This window comes from Bacillus sp. FSL W8-0848 (genome assembly GCF_038007805.1).
In the GTDB taxonomy this organism is placed as follows: Bacteria; Bacillota; Bacilli; order Bacillales; family Bacillaceae; genus Bacillus; species Bacillus glycinifermentans.
On the sequence record NZ_JBBOYB010000001.1, the window covers coordinates 3,516,589 to 3,530,842 of the forward strand.

Annotated in this window: 10 protein-coding genes; 2 read left to right on the forward strand and 8 right to left on the reverse strand. The window is 51.5% G+C overall.

Going from position 1 to position 14,254, the window contains the following annotated elements; genetic code table 11:
* Positions 1-9: 9 nt before the first annotated feature.
* From NSQ39_RS18605 to NSQ39_RS18615, 3 genes are all read right to left on the reverse strand, one after another.
* Entirely contained in the window at positions 10-300 is a 291-nt protein-coding gene (locus NSQ39_RS18605) for a sigma factor-like helix-turn-helix DNA-binding protein (protein ID WP_236809795.1), read from the reverse strand.
* A gap of 157 nt (positions 301-457) precedes the next feature.
* Positions 458-619 carry a sigma factor gene (locus tag NSQ39_RS18610; RefSeq protein WP_236809793.1) on the reverse strand — a complete coding sequence of 54 codons (162 nt, stop codon included), beginning with the start codon at positions 617-619 and terminating at the stop codon, positions 458-460.
* Positions 620-750: 131 nt separating this feature from the next.
* On the reverse strand, positions 751-1,614 hold the full coding sequence (locus NSQ39_RS18615; protein WP_046130344.1) for a M23 family metallopeptidase: 864 nt from the start codon (positions 1,612-1,614) through the stop codon (positions 751-753).
* Between the two features lie 144 nt (positions 1,615-1,758).
* Between NSQ39_RS18615 and NSQ39_RS18620 the strand changes: the two genes are divergently transcribed.
* Positions 1,759-2,265, forward strand: coding sequence for a GNAT family N-acetyltransferase (locus NSQ39_RS18620; protein WP_046130343.1), 507 nt, complete (start codon positions 1,759-1,761; stop codon positions 2,263-2,265).
* Positions 2,266-2,311: 46 nt separating this feature from the next.
* Here NSQ39_RS18620 and NSQ39_RS18625 read toward each other — a convergent pair whose 3' ends face one another.
* Positions 2,312-2,755, reverse strand: a complete 444-nt coding sequence (locus tag NSQ39_RS18625; RefSeq protein WP_046130342.1) for a YwnF family protein — start codon at positions 2,753-2,755, stop codon at positions 2,312-2,314.
* Between the two features lie 237 nt (positions 2,756-2,992).
* Here NSQ39_RS18625 and cls point away from each other — a divergent pair, with 237 nt between their 5' ends.
* On the forward strand, positions 2,993-4,441 hold the full coding sequence (cls, locus tag NSQ39_RS18630) for a cardiolipin synthase (protein WP_175076709.1): 1,449 nt from the start codon (positions 2,993-2,995) through the stop codon (positions 4,439-4,441).
* Between the two features lie 44 nt (positions 4,442-4,485).
* Here the strand turns inward: cls and NSQ39_RS18635 are convergent, their stop codons facing one another.
* Genes NSQ39_RS18635 through NSQ39_RS18650 form a run of 4 tightly spaced genes read right to left on the reverse strand, consistent with a single transcriptional unit; the run spans position 4,486 to position 14,251 of the window.
* The gene (locus NSQ39_RS18635; RefSeq protein WP_175076699.1) at positions 4,486-5,922 is read right to left on the reverse strand and encodes an MDR family MFS transporter; all 1,437 of its coding nucleotides are present in this window, start codon (positions 5,920-5,922) and stop codon (positions 4,486-4,488) included.
* 2 nt (positions 5,923-5,924) lie between these two features.
* Positions 5,925-6,149, reverse strand: a complete 225-nt coding sequence (locus tag NSQ39_RS18640; RefSeq protein WP_046130340.1) for an MbtH family protein — start codon at positions 6,147-6,149, stop codon at positions 5,925-5,927.
* Positions 6,149-13,309, reverse strand: a complete 7,161-nt coding sequence (locus tag NSQ39_RS18645) for an amino acid adenylation domain-containing protein (protein WP_175076698.1) — start codon at positions 13,307-13,309, stop codon at positions 6,149-6,151. Before NSQ39_RS18645 ends, NSQ39_RS18640 begins: the two co-directional genes overlap by 1 nt.
* 15 nt (positions 13,310-13,324) lie before the next feature.
* Entirely contained in the window at positions 13,325-14,251 is a 927-nt protein-coding gene (locus NSQ39_RS18650) for an isochorismatase (RefSeq protein WP_175076697.1), read from the reverse strand.
* Between the last annotated feature and the right edge of the window lie 3 nt (positions 14,252-14,254).

Genomic DNA, 14,254 nt, shown 5'->3' on the forward strand with positions numbered 1-14,254 from the left:
TTCAGCCTCCTAGGCAGCACACCTCATCATGCTTACGCAGGACGGCTGCGAAGCGCTCGAAAGCCAGGTCCGCTTCGCGTATTCAAGCAGGCGGTCCGGATCATGGCGCACAATCGCGTCGATCAAGAGCCTGTCGTGCTCTGAGCCGCTCTCCCTGATCGCCTCCCTCTGAAGAACGTCAGATGAAAGCCTTTTGACACGCTGGCGCGATCTGAATAAAAGCGATTTGACGGATGATTCCGGTTTGCCGAGCGTTTCGGCGATTTCATGCAGCTGGTAGGAAAACACGTCTTTGAGCAAAAAGATCGTTAATTGCTTCGGCGTTAATTCGGCCGCGAGATGTTTCAGCAGATGCTCGCATTCGTCCGCAGCCCTTATTTCTTCCGTCTGCTCTCCTGACTGATCTGCACCCGAAAGAAAGCATTCGCGCTTTCTTTTTCGAAGCAGGTCAATCCATTTATGCTTTGCAACCGTTTTTTGATAAGCAGGCTGAGGCGTCTGCTTGATTGATTTCCATTAATTTCAGGATCGTGTCCTGAGCCAAGTCCTCTGCATCCCATTTATCACCGGTGATCATCATGCAGTATTTCATCAGCGCTTTCTGCTTTAATTCATTCATGAATGAATTCACACTCCTTAAAGAGGCCTCTTACTTTAATAAACGGATTGCCCTTTCGATTTGATACGGGTTTTTTAAAACATTGTAACAAAAAAACGCCTATCTGATTTGATAGGCGTAAACGGTTTGTGTTACGGCTGTGTTGAATCTTTTGTCTGGTCCTCGTCCTGAGCGCCTGAATCGTCAGTTGAATCTTCCCTTTTGGTTTTCCCTTCAGTGTCGTCTTTCGCTTTTTCTTCCGTTTTTGCTTTTTCCTCAACGGAAGGCTGGGCAGGTTCTTTCACTTCAGAAGCTTGCTTTTCCATTGCCTTTTCAATGCTTGACACCGGCTTGTCCATGAAGTTCAGCGGATTTAAAGCGACTCCGTCTTTGCGGATTTCAAAATGCACATGGTTTCCGCCTTCTTCATTGTATAAGTTTTTGCCTGCTTTTCCGATGACTTGATTTTGCTCGATTTTGTCACCCTGCTTGACGCTTACTTCAGAAAGGGATTGATACACGGTTGACAGCCCGTCTTCATGCTCGATTTCAACAACATAGCCCAACACTGGGTCTTTAGCAGCCTTGATGACAGTACCGCTGAGAGATGCGGAAACATCGAACGTTTTTCCGTCTTTCTCCGCCAAGTCGATACCTTTGCTCATGCTATACGTGTTATCATAGTTTACAAGTGCTGCTTCTTTCTCTTCTTTAGATGCATTTGTTTCAAAGAATTTTTTCACGACGGTTACATTCTCAGAATCAATGACCGGCATTGCGACATTTTCGACCGGTTTTCCTACTTCTACCGCGTCATCACGGTTGTCGTAGGCTGACTTTCCATCATCCGCCAGCTTATCTTTCACATCGTTATTGGATGCTGATTGATACCAAAGAACAGCTGTTAAAACAACGACGGCACTGATCAGATAGATGGCCGGGAATACCCAGCGTCTGCGAAAAAACCTTTGCAGCTTTGTGATTTTGGAAGTACGATTCTTTTCTTCCTCTTTCATGCTTTCATCACCTCAGCAACATTCTGAACACTTTTCAGAAAATATATACATTTTAAAAAAACTTTTTTTATTGAATAGATTTTTAGCAGCCGGCCGGACCGGACGCTTACGATAAAAACGGACAAGAAAGGACAGAATAAGATCATGAAATTGCGCATCGCCAAAAAAGAAGACCTTCACACAGTCGTAGACATTTATAATTCCACCATTGCTTCCCGGATGGTTACGGCCGATACAGAACCTGTGACAGCTGAAGATAAGCTCGGCTGGTTTTTGGGCCATACCGAAGCAAGGCCGCTGTATATCGTCGAAAACGACGCGCAGGAGTGCATCGGCTGGATCAGCTTTGAATCGTTTTACGGCCGGCCCGCATACGCGAAAACCGCAGAGGTCAGCATCTACCTTCACGAAGCGCACCGCGGAAAAGGAATGGGATCGGCCGTTTTAAAAAAAGCGCTTGATCAAGCGCCGAGGCTTGGAATCCGTTCATTGATGGCGTTTATATTCGCCCATAATGAACCGAGCATCAACCTTTTTCAAAAACACGGGTTTTCCGAATGGGGGCATTTTCCGGGGATCGCCGAGATGGACGGCAATCGCTACGATTTAAAAATATTGGGGAAAGAATTGAATGAAGCCGGGGCATCTTGACGTTACAACGCAAAAAAGAGCTGTCCGTCAGCTCTTTTTCGTTTTACTATTCAGCAAGGCGCTGCCTTCTGCTTTCTTCTTCATTTAAAAACTCCATGAAATTGCTCATCACCGTAAACGGCTGCTCTTTTACCGCCGTGACATAGCGGTTTTTCCGCTCATCGGAAAGCACTTCGCTTTTTTGCATCCGTTCGAGAATATACTGAAACACCTTTTGCTGGACATTTCTTTTTTGATATGACGACTCTCTGATCAAGGCCATTCCAAAGGCTGCGCCTAATGCGGCGATACCGATTTTGATGAAGGTTTCCGTACCGAAACGAGTCTCTCCCCAGAAAGATGACAGATAAACGAGAGAGATAACGAGCAGCGGAACCGCTGTAAAAAGAAAGATCAGCCGTTTCTTTAATATCGGGGCAGCAACCTGTTTCAGGTTTTCCATTTCTTTTCTCATAAAGGCGGGCATTTGATTAAATGTTTCAAGATCCATAAACATCCCTCCTGCTTGAATGTTACAACAGAAATTCGTGCTTTTTATATTTATATCGTAACTTAGTTCTAACATGTTTTACAGTTTTTTGCCTTATAGCTCCCTTTTTAAAGAAACCTTCCTGCTTTTTTCTCGTATAACATGACATGGTTGCCTGAAAGATAAGTTACTGATATAAATGGAATGTATCAAAACAAATCCGTCTTTGTGAGGTTCAACATGGATATTATTAAAAATATTAGCATCACATCGATATTTCTCGGTTTTGTATTAGTTTTAAACACGCTGCTGGCCATCGTTGTGATCTTCAGGGAGCGCCGCGATGCAAGCGCCTCTTGGGCCTGGCTTCTGGTTCTCTTCTTTATCCCGGTGCTCGGCTTCATCCTTTATTTATTGTTCGGCCATAATTTAAAACGCAAGCACCTCTTTTACTGGGAAGACCAGAAAAAGATCGGGATTGAGAAAATATTGGATCAGCAGCTCGCCAAATTGAAAAATCGGGAATTCCAATTTCGGAACAAGGCGACGGCGGACAGCAAAGATTTAATTTATATGCACATCATTAATAATCACGCCGTGTTTACGGAAGATAATGCCGTCGAGCTCTTAACCGACGGGCGCCAAAAGTTCGATCGGCTTCTTCGTGATATTGAAAATGCCAAAGACCACATTCATTTGCAATACTACATTTATAAAGGCGATCAAATCGGAAAGAAGCTGCGCGACGCGCTGATCAAAAAAGCAAAGGAAGGCGTCGAAGTCCGCGTTCTTTATGATGAATTGGGATCAAGAAGACTGCGGAAAAGCTTTTTTAAAGAGCTGAAAAAGGCCGGAGGCTATGTCGAAGTCTTTTTTCCTTCGCGGTTTCGATTTATCAATTTGCGCATGAACTACCGCAATCACCGGAAGCTGGTCATCATCGACGGGTTCATCGGCTATGTCGGCGGATTTAATGTCGGGGATGAGTACCTTGGCCTGAATCCCGCATTCGGCTATTGGCGGGATACGCACCTTCGAATCAAAGGAACGGCCGTCCATTCGATTCAAACGCGTTTTATCCTTGACTGGAATCAGGCCTCCCACCGCCATGACATTACATACAAGCCGAATCTTTTCCCGGAGTGCGGCTCTCACGGAAACATCGGCATGCAGATCGTCACAAGCGGCCCGGATTCGGAATGGGAGCAGATTAAAAACGGCTACATTAAAATGATTTCAAACGCCAAGCGGTCCATATTGATTCAAACGCCTTATTTCATCCCTGACGCAAGCCTTCTTGACGCTCTCAGAATCGCCTGCCTGTCAGGAGTTGACGTCAGAATCATGATCCCGAACAAGCCTGACCACCCTTTCGTCTATTGGGCGACTCTTTCTTATATCGGCGAGCTGCTCAAGGCGGGCGCCTCTGTATTCATTTATGATAATGGCTTTATTCATGCAAAAACGATCGTTGTCGATGAGGAAATTTCTTCAGTCGGAACGGCAAATATCGACATGAGGAGCTTTAAGCTGAATTTTGAAGTGAATGCCTTTTTATATGACGAGGAAATTGCCAGAAACCTTGTGCTGTCATTCGTAAATGATCTGCAAGTATCGAAGGAGCTCACCTATGAAGATTATCAAAACCGGAGCAGAAGCATTCGCTTCAAGGAAGCGATTTCGATTCTCCTGTCTCCGATTTTGTAGCAGGACAAATTGAATCCCCCCGGGATTTCCCAGGGGGATTTTTTCTATTTGCTGTTTCCCGCCGTCCGTTCATCGCGGGCTGCTGATGAGGAGCGCGCACCCATGCCGGGGGCGGCGTCAGCGTCACGGATGCCAAGCGCGAAGCAAAAAGCAGCAATAAGGAGCGCTGACGCACCAAGCAAAGCCGTCCTGTATGCCGCAAGGTCCGGCAGCTCCCCTTCCGTATGCCGGCTCATGACAGCAAGGAGGCAGGACATGATCGCGACGCCTAAAGCAGAGCCGAGCCGATTCTGTACATTGAACAATGTCGTCGCCCGCCCCATTGAAGCTGAAGAGATGTTGGCAAAAGAAGTGACCTGAACAGCACCGACAGCATGGCCTAAGAAAAAGCCGGCCAAAAACAGCAGCATTCTCAGAAACCACGTGTTTGTTCCAGGCCCTGTCAAACTGAGGAGGCCAAACAGCACAGACGCACATAACAATGCGGCAGAGATCAGCCGGCGCGGCCCAAGCTTTGAAAGCGACCGGGGCATGAGCTGAGAAGCGAGCATCAGCCCCAGCGCTTCGGGAAACGTAATCAAGGCGGTATCCAGCGCCGAGTGATTCAGCACCTCCTGATACATCAGCGGAAACACGTAAAGCATGCCAAGCAGTCCGGCCGCCGAGAACAGCGATACAATACTCATCATTCCAAAAACCCGGTCCGCCAGCAAACGCAGATTGAGCAGCGGATGCCGAGCGCGAAGCTCGACCAATACAAGGGCCGTCAGCAAAACGAGTCCCCCGATTCCGGCGGCAAGCACAGCAGGCGACCCGAATCCGTCCGCCGGCCCCCGGCTGAGCGCAAACACCGCAAGCGCCATTCCCGGGGCTGAGAGGAGAAAGCCGGGCAGATCGAATGTTCCGGCATCTGATTCCATATGCTCGTCAAGACATAACAGACCAAACAGCAGAATGATCAATCCAATCGGAACGTTAATGAAGAAAATCCAGCGCCATGACAGCTGATCCGTAAAAAACCCGCTGATGATCGACCCGAGCGCGGGAGCCACGGCAACCGGAAGAACGAGAACACGCGAAATCTTTGGCCGTTCTTCCGGCGGGAACGTCCTGAACAAAATCGCCATTCCTACAGGAGTGATCAGTCCTCCGCCGGCTCCCTGGATGATGCGGAATAGATTTAAAGCCGCAAGATGTTCAGCAAGCCCGCATAATAGAGAGGCCGCAGTGAACATCCCAAGCGCTATCGAAAAGATCCGCTTGGTACCCCAACGGTCGCCAAGCCATCCGGCAATCGGAAGACATACGGCGAGGCTGACCAGGTAGCCGATATTGACGATGCCGGCGTCCGGCGGGGGCGCCTGAAATTCTTTCATGATGGCCGGCAGCGCCAAGTTGACGACGCTCGCGTCCATCGCGGCCATAAACATCGCCGTGACATATACGATGCTGACAACCGTCCGCTGGTTGAGCGGCCTCATATTTACTCATCACCGCCGTGAACCCCTAGAGCGGGCTTCACGCTGTTCGGCCGCAGATCGCTCCAATTCGAACTGATATATTCAACACAATCGCTCCGGCTTGATTCCCCAAAAACAACGGCCCAGCCGGCCGGCACGTCAAGAAATGCCGGCCAGAGCGAATGCTGGCCTTCGTTATTCATCAGGACAACATATGTGCCGTCTTCACGTTCAAAAGGATTTGTCATCAGTCTCTCCCCCCTAAGGCATCTAATTTTTCGGCAAGAACGCGTCCAATTTCGGCAAGCGGACCCGGCTGGCACAAATCTTTATGGCGGCAGTCAATATCGTGCTGCTCCATCTGTCCATGAAGATAAGGAAGCCATGATTCCGGAGCAATCGGATCAAACCATTCCGGAATGACGGTTGATCTGAAGAACAAAAGATCACCGTGATAGATATGCGGTTTATATTCGCTTAAAATGCGAACCGAATTCACATAAGTCTCCTTTAGGTTCAATATTGCGGCTTCATCAAGACTAGCCAGTGCACTGCCGTCGCGCCGCAAAAGTTCAATCGCACTCGACAGTTCGAGCGGCTTCCCGTCTCCGAGACTGTCAGGATCATATCCGCCTAAAGCCAGGAGAGCGACAAGCGCTTCCTGCTCGTCCGGAGCATCTTTAATCGGAAGGAAATGGTTCGGGTAAGCGTCAAGCATGACGAGAAGAGAAACTTCTTCGCCCTGTTCCTGAAGCTGGGTTGCGATCGCATGAACTACATTTCCTCCGAGAGACCAGCCGAGAAGGCGGTAAGGTCCGGCCGGCTGAACCTGTTTGATATGAGAGATATAATCGGCGGCCATTTCATTCAGTGTTGCCGGCAGCGCTTCCCGCTGTGCGATGCCGCGCGCCTGCAGTCCGTAAATCGGATATTCCTTGCCGAGCGACGTCATCAAACCGGCATAGCACCAGCTCAAGCCTCCTGCCGGATGTACGCAGAACAGAGGCAGCTCGCTCCCGCCAGCTCTCAGCGGAAGCAGTACATCCAGCGCACTCTGGCTGCTGCCGACCTCAAGGCGTTCAGCAAGACCGCTGACGGTCGGTGCTTCTAGCAAATCACCGATGCCGAGCTCCGCCCCGATCGCTTCGCGGATTCGGCTGATCAGCTGGACAGCAAGCAGCGAATGCCCGCCAAGCTCGAAGAATCCGTCATCAATTCCAATCCGGGGCACGCTCAAAATTTCTGAGAACAGATCGCACAGTATCTCTTCTTGAGGCGTACGCGGACTTCTGCCCTTAACAGCCGCCGTAAAATCCGGCTCAGGAAGCGCTTTGCGGTCGAGCTTGCCATTCGGGGTCAACGGCAAAACATCAATTTTTACAAATGCCGCAGGCACCATGTAATCAGGCAACGTCCCGGCGGCATACCGGCGCAGCTCTGCCGGATCGGGTTCTGCTTCTGAGGCGGGGACAATATAGGCGATCAGGCGCTTATCCCCGGGCCGGTCTTCCCGAACAACGACAGCGGCCTGATCCACTTCATCGTGCTGAACCAGCGCGGCTTCAATCTCGCCCAATTCGATTCGAAAGCCGCGGATTTTAATCTGCTGATCGGCCCGTCCCATATAATCAAGAGAACCATCAGGGCGCCAGCGGGCCAGATCGCCCGTCCGGTACATCCTGCTTCCGGGAGGTCCGTACGGATCAGCGACAAATCGCTCAGCGGTCAAATCCGGCCTTCCCAAATAACCGCGTGCAAGACCGCTTCCGGATACGTAAAGCTCTCCGGCTACTCCCGGCGGAACGGGTTCAAGGCACGAATCAAGCACATAGACGCCAAGATCGGGTATCCCGCAGCCGATCAGGCTGTTGGCTTGCAGAGCCGCAATCTCCCGATTAAGGGGAATATAGCTGACATGCACAGTCGTCTCAGTAATGCCGTACATATTGATCAATCTCGGAAAATTGTCCGAATGCCGCTGATACCATTCTTCCAGCCTGCTCAATTCAAGCGCCTCCCCGCCGAAAATGACAAATCGCAAGGAAAGAAGCCTTCCAATCTCAGGATTGTCGCGATCGGCCTGCATCAGTTGATAAAATGCCGACGGGGTCTGGTTCAGAACAGTCACGCCTTCATTTACGAGCAGACGGAGAAATTCGCCGGGCGTACGGCTGACAGCGTGCGGTACAACGACAAGCCGGCCGCCGTGCAAAAGCGGGCCCCAAATTTCCCACACCGAAAAATCAAAGGCGTAAGAATGGAACATCGTCCACACATCATCTTCATTAAAATGAAACCATTGTTCTGTTGCTCCAAAAAGGCGGACTACATTCTGATGCGGGATGACCACCCCTTTTGGCGTACCGGTCGACCCGGATGTATAAATGACATATGCAGGGTGGAACGGTGACAATGGCTCAAGCCGGTCTTCATCACCCGGATTCGTTTCAGCATAATGTTTGAGTTCTTCTTTTACATGCAAATCATCGAGTGTAATCAGCGGTATATCACCGGCAGAAAAGCGCTGGGCAACCTCTGTATTTGTGATGATGCACGCAGGCCGGGAATCCGCCAGCATAAAAGCGATTCTGTCAGCCGGATAATCCGGATCAAGCGGAACATAGGCCGCACCCGCTTTCAGTACGGCCAATAGACCGACAACCATATCCAATGATCTTGGCAGCGCCAATGCCGCGAATTGCTCAGGTCCGAGCCCTTTGGCAATCAGCAGGCGCGCCAGCCGGTTGGCCCGCTTGTTGAGTTCCCCGTATGTCAGAACAGCATCCTCAAATACGACGGCAATCGCTTCAGGGTTTTCTGCAGCTCGCTCCTCAAACAATGCCGGCAAACTTGCCTCCGGCACGTTGAGCGGAGCTTTGTCCCACTCTTCCAGCAGCATTTGGCGTTCATTAGGCAGCAGGATGTCGAGCCGTCCAATCGGCTGATCAGGGTCGGCTGCGGCGGATGAAAGCAGCCTCACCAGCCGCGCCGCCAACGCTTCAGCCGTAGCGCGTTTAAATAGATCTGTACTGTATTCGAGGAAGCCCGCAATGCCGGCAGGTGTCCCGTCCGCATTCCGATGTTCGCGCAGCTCAATCGTCAAATCAAACTTGGCGGCGCCGACGCTTTTGACCTCAACGGTTGATGTGAGTCCTGGAAGTTCAATGGCCGGTTCAGGTGTGTTTTGAAATGCCAGCATAATTTGAAAAAGCGGATGTCTGGCACGGGAACGGGCAGGATTGAGTACTTCAACCAAACGCTCAAACGGAAGGTCTTGATGTTCGTAAGCATGAAGATTCACGTTTCTGACCCTGCCGAGAAGCTCTCGAAAGCTCGGATCACCTGATGTATCAGTCCGGAGCACAAGCGTATTGATGAACATCCCGACAAGCCCGCTCAATGAATCGGTGCTTCTGCCCGCGATCGGGCTTCCGACCGGAATATCGCTCCCGGCTCCCATTCTTGTCAGCAATGCGGCAAGCCCTGATTGCAAAATCATGAACAGACTGACTCCGCTTGTCCGGGCCAATTCGAGCAGACGGCCGTGCAGCTTTTCGTCAATGGCGAGCTGAATCGTGCCGCCCTGATAGCTTGATTCGGCAGGCCGCGGAAAATCAGCCGGAAGCTCAAGCTGATCAGGCAGGTGTTCAAGCGTCTTTGTCCAATAGTCCAGCTGTCTTGCAATCAGGCTATCCGGATCGTTCTCACTGCCAAGCAGACGTTTCTGCCAGATGGCATAGTCGGCATACTGCACGGGAAGCGGCTGCCACTCAGGACGTGCACCCTGGCAGCGGGCGCTGTACGCTGCTTCCAAATCGCGGGTCAGGGGCGTCAATGACCAGCCGTCACCGATCATATGGTGGAGAAGCAGCAGCAGAACATATTTGTCTTCCCCGAGCACGAAAAGCTGAGCGCGAAACGGCGGTTCTTCCGCAAGTTTAAAGCTGTATTTTACAGCTTCGGCCATGACTCCCTCAAGCTCATGTTCTCTGACATGAGAAACGAGCAGTTCAGGCCGGGCCTTGTCTGGATCAAGTATAAGCTGGCACGCTGTTCCCCGCCTTTCAGGGAAAATCGTTCTTAACGGCTCATGCCGTTCTGCAACATCCCCAAGCGCCGCTTCAAGAGCTTCCCGATTCAGCCGGCCGGACAAATTGACAACAACCGGAATGTTGTAGGTAGGACTCGGCCCCTCCAGACAGTATAAAAACCATAGACGCCGCTGGGCAAACGAAAGGGGAATCTCTTCCCTCCTTTCAAGCTTGCAGAGCGCCGGCCGGGCGCTGCCCGCCCGATCAAGCTGCTTGGCAAGCCCGGCGGGTGTCGGTTCGTCAAATAAACGGGCGATTCCAAGCTCCGCTCCCAGCACATCACGAATACGGCTGACGAGCCGGCCGGCCAGCAGCGAATGGCCGCCGAGATCGAAAAAGCTGTCATCAATGCTGACCCGCGGTATCCCCAGCACCTCAGCAAACAGATCGCACAAAATTTCTTCCTGTGGCGTCCTCGGCTCACGTCCGGCTGCCTGCCCGCTCATCACGGGAGCCGGCAGCGCTTTGCGATCAAGCTTTCCGTTTGGAGTAAGCGGGAGCGCCTCCAACATGACAAATGCGGATGGTACCATATAATCAGGCAGTGTTTCACTGAGATGGCTGCGAAGTTCAGCCGGATCAGGACTCGCTTCAGCAACCGGAACGACATATGCGGTCAAGCGGGGGTCGCCCGGACGGTCTTCCCGAACGACAACGGCGCATTGATGAACATCGGGGTGGCCGGAAAGCACCGCATCGATTTCTCCAATTTCGATGCGAAAACCGCGAATCTTAATTTGATGATCCGCCCGCCCGATATAATCAAGAGAGCCGTCCGAACGCCACCGGACGAGATCGCCTGTCCGATACATCCGGGAGCCCGGCTGCCCGTAAGGATTCGCAATAAAACGCTCGGCCGTCAAATCCGGGCGGCCAAAATAACCGCGCGCCACCCCTGTTCCGGCCACATAAAGCTCGCCTGCCACGCCGGGCGGAACAGGCTGTAAGCCTGCGTCCAACACGTATACTTGTGTGTTCCAAATCGGACGGCCGATTGAAGGCGCTTCTTTCCGGCCGTTTTCCAGGGCGGCACACGTTGACCAAATCGTTGTTTCAGTCGGACCATAAAGATTCGTAATCCGGCAATCCAGTTCTTGCAATCGCCGGGCAAGGCTGTTTGGAAGCGCCTCGCCTCCGACGAGCACTCTGAGTCCGCGGAGCTTTTCCGGAACGCTTGCCGCCAATGCATGCCACAGCGTCGGTGTAGCCTGCATGATCGTGATGTCATGCTTTTCAAGCATGTTCCCCAATACATGCGAATCTTGAACGGTTTCCTTCTCAGCGAGGATAAAGGAGGCACCGCTGATGAGCGGCAAGTAAATCTCTAACGCTGATATATCAAAAGCAACCGTAGTAACTGCCAAAAGCCGGTCATGCTGCTGAAGAGAAAACGTCTCCTGCATGGACAAAAGAAAATTGCATAAGCTTTCAGATTGTACAATGACGCCCTTAGGTCTTCCTGTAGAACCGGACGTATAAATCATATACGCAGGGTGAAGAAGCGAGCGTTTTTTATTGGCAGCCGGATTTTCAGCAGCATAACGGGAAAGGTCATGAATGACGTCTTGTTCGTCAATGACCATTCTTGGTACGTCTCCATTTTCCTGAATGTTTGCCGCAGCCTCCCTCGTTGTAATGACAAGCATCGGCTGTGCATCGCTGAACATATAATCGATCCGGTCTGCCGGATATTCGGGATCAATAGGCAAATAAGCCGCTCCCGCCTTGAGGACGGCAAGCATGCAGATCACCATTTCCTGTGACCGCGGCAGAGCCAACGCGACAAACCGCTCCGGTCCGGCCCCTCTTTCAATCAGCAGATGGGCCAGCCGATTCGCGCGTTCATTCAATTCGGAATAGCTGAGAACGCCGTCTTTAAACACCACTGCCGGCGAGTTTGGATTTTCTTTCACCTGCATCTCGAATAATTCAGGAAGATCGGCTTCCGGAAGGGGATGACCGGTTTCATTCCTCTTGATCAGCGCCTGATGACGTTCTTCAGGCAGCAGCAGCTCTATTTTTCCAATCGGCATATCTTGCTGGAAACCGGAAATATTTCTCAGAATAATAAGAAAACGGTGCAGATGTTTTTCAAGTTCGCTTTCCGTGTACACCTCAGGATTTGCATCCATATTCACCTTTAAGCCGCTTCCGCCGGGTCTCCCGTAAATATTGATCGAAAGGTCGTCTACAGGCCCCGTCGTGATATTGTGAACAATGCCTTGATTACCGGCGAAATTCAAGCTGCCGGCAAATGGCATCAGATTAATCTGCGGCCCGAACAGCCGCTGGTTTTCGCCGAGCAGTTTCAGATCGCGCCTCAGCTCTTCATGACGGTAATGCTGGTGGCGCCTGATTTTTACGATTTCCTCTGATACCTGCTTCATGAGCTTGGCAGCTCCCAACTCCGGCCGCACCGACAAGCGAAGCGGCAGGAGATTCATGACCATGCCGGGAATATTCAACGAAGCCGATTCTAAACGGCACATCATCGGCAATCCGAGAACAACATCCCGTGCGCCTGTTAGGCGATGAACATAAACGGCCGCTGCTGCGATGACTGCTTCATGCCAGCTTGCTCCCATCAAGCCTGCCGCAGACAAGAGGCGGTCTGCATGTTCGGCAGAAAGATGTCCGGAACGGCGGAGAAAACGGTCAGATGTTCTCGGCGCCCTGTCGGCAAGGCTGACCACCTCTGGTTCGTCGCTGAATCGCTCCAGCCAAAACCGGCGGTCTTTTTGATATTGGTCTGAGGAACGATAAACCGAGTCTTCCCTAAGAATTGCGGCAAGCGGCCCGAAAGACCCATCATCAACCGCCTTCCCTTGCACAAGTGCGGTATACAGTTTTGAAAGCCGCTCCGCAATAAGCATAAAACTGTACCCGTCAGTTGCGATATGGTGGGCCCGGTGATACCAGAAGAAAAGATCGGGTCCCGCTTTAAAAAGCGCTTCTGTAAAAAGCGGGCCGCTGCTTAAGTCGATCGGCCGGGCCAGATCGTCCTTCATCCACGCCTCAGCCGCCTTCCTCGGTTCATTCTTTGCACTGACATCAACGAAATGAAGCGGAAAATCTGATGACGGATCAATCACCTGCCATGGTCCGTCATCATCTTCCCCGAATCGGGCATGCAATGTATCAGCGTCTTCAATGACGCGCCGCAGTGCCTGTTCAAAAAGTTCATGATCAATCGGACCGTTGATTTCTACGTATTCAGCGGTATTATAAATCGGATTTTGCGGATCTAGCTGCTGTGCGTACCAAATGCCGGCCTGCGCTCCGGTTAATGGCCTGCGGTTATCTTGACATTCAGGCATTACGGCCAACCTCCTTCATTGATAATCTGAATTTGGCAATGATGTTTCTTTAGGGGAAGACAACAGTCTCCACCAGTTTTCGATCGTCGGTTCTTCTGCAAGCTCCACAAACGTCACCTCAGCCCCGGCACGTCGCCAGCGCTCGGTAAGACTCATCATTCTGACTGAATCGAGACCTCTATGAATCAAGTTTTCACCGTCAGTGATATCGTCCGGCGATTCGAGGAGAAGCGCGGCAATTTGTTCGCGAATCGTCTGTTTCGACAGCAGTTCGCGGCCTTCTTGCACACCATCGTCATTTCGCCCGTTTTTCAGTTCGTTCAGAAGATGCTCGGCTGTGACGGTGACAGCACAGCGGTCGGCTGCATAAGAGATGGCCATTTCGTGATGTTGTAAGGAGAAATCCGCTACCGCATCTGCTACAAAAAACGTCTCAATCTCCTGCATAAACGCATCACAAGCCGTCATGAGACAGCCGATATGGGCATAGACCCCGGTGATGATGAGCTGATCGCGGCCCTGCTCCTGAAGCAGTCTTAAAAGATCCGTTTTTCGAAAGGCGTTGTATCTCCACTTCGTCAGAACGGTGTCGCCTTCATCCGGTTTCAGTTCTTCCACGATTTTCTGCTGATCCGGACCCGGAGGGATTCCCGGCCCCCAAAAGTCCTGGAGAAGCCCGCGCTCTTCAGGCGTCTGTCCGCCGGGCTGAGCCGTGTAGATGACAGGTATCCCAAGCTCTTTGCATCGCTCCTTGAGCATATTGATATTTGGCAAAAGCTCTGTCATCGGAGACTCTCCCCGGGTATATGCGTCAATAAAATATTGCTGCATGTCGTGAATGAGAAGCGCGGCACGTTTCGGGTGCGGCGTCCACGACACTTTGTTCTTCGGCAGATCCGATGCTTTCGGCATCTTGTATGGAGAGATGGCAGGAATGGCCATCAA

Bases quoted from the DNA above. Each gene is read 5' to 3' on its own strand.
- NSQ39_RS18610 (WP_236809793.1), bottom strand. From the start codon at position 619: ATGAATGAATTAAAGCAGAAAGCGCTGATGAAATACTGCATGATGATC.
- NSQ39_RS18615 (WP_046130344.1), bottom strand. From the start codon at position 1,614: ATGAAAGAGGAAGAAAAGAATCGTACTTCCAAAATCACAAAGCTGCAA.
- NSQ39_RS18620 (WP_046130343.1), top strand. From the start codon at position 1,759: ATGAAATTGCGCATCGCCAAAAAAGAAGACCTTCACACAGTCGTAGAC.
- NSQ39_RS18625 (WP_046130342.1), bottom strand. From the start codon at position 2,755: ATGGATCTTGAAACATTTAATCAAATGCCCGCCTTTATGAGAAAAGAA.
- NSQ39_RS18635 (WP_175076699.1), bottom strand. From the start codon at position 5,922: ATGAGGCCGCTCAACCAGCGGACGGTTGTCAGCATCGTATATGTCACG.
- NSQ39_RS18640 (WP_046130340.1), bottom strand. From the start codon at position 6,149: ATGACAAATCCTTTTGAACGTGAAGACGGCACATATGTTGTCCTGATG.
- NSQ39_RS18645 (WP_175076698.1), bottom strand. From the start codon at position 13,309: ATGCCTGAATGTCAAGATAACCGCAGGCCATTAACCGGAGCGCAGGCC.
- NSQ39_RS18650 (WP_175076697.1), bottom strand. From the start codon at position 14,251: ATGGCCATTCCTGCCATCTCTCCATACAAGATGCCGAAAGCATCGGAT.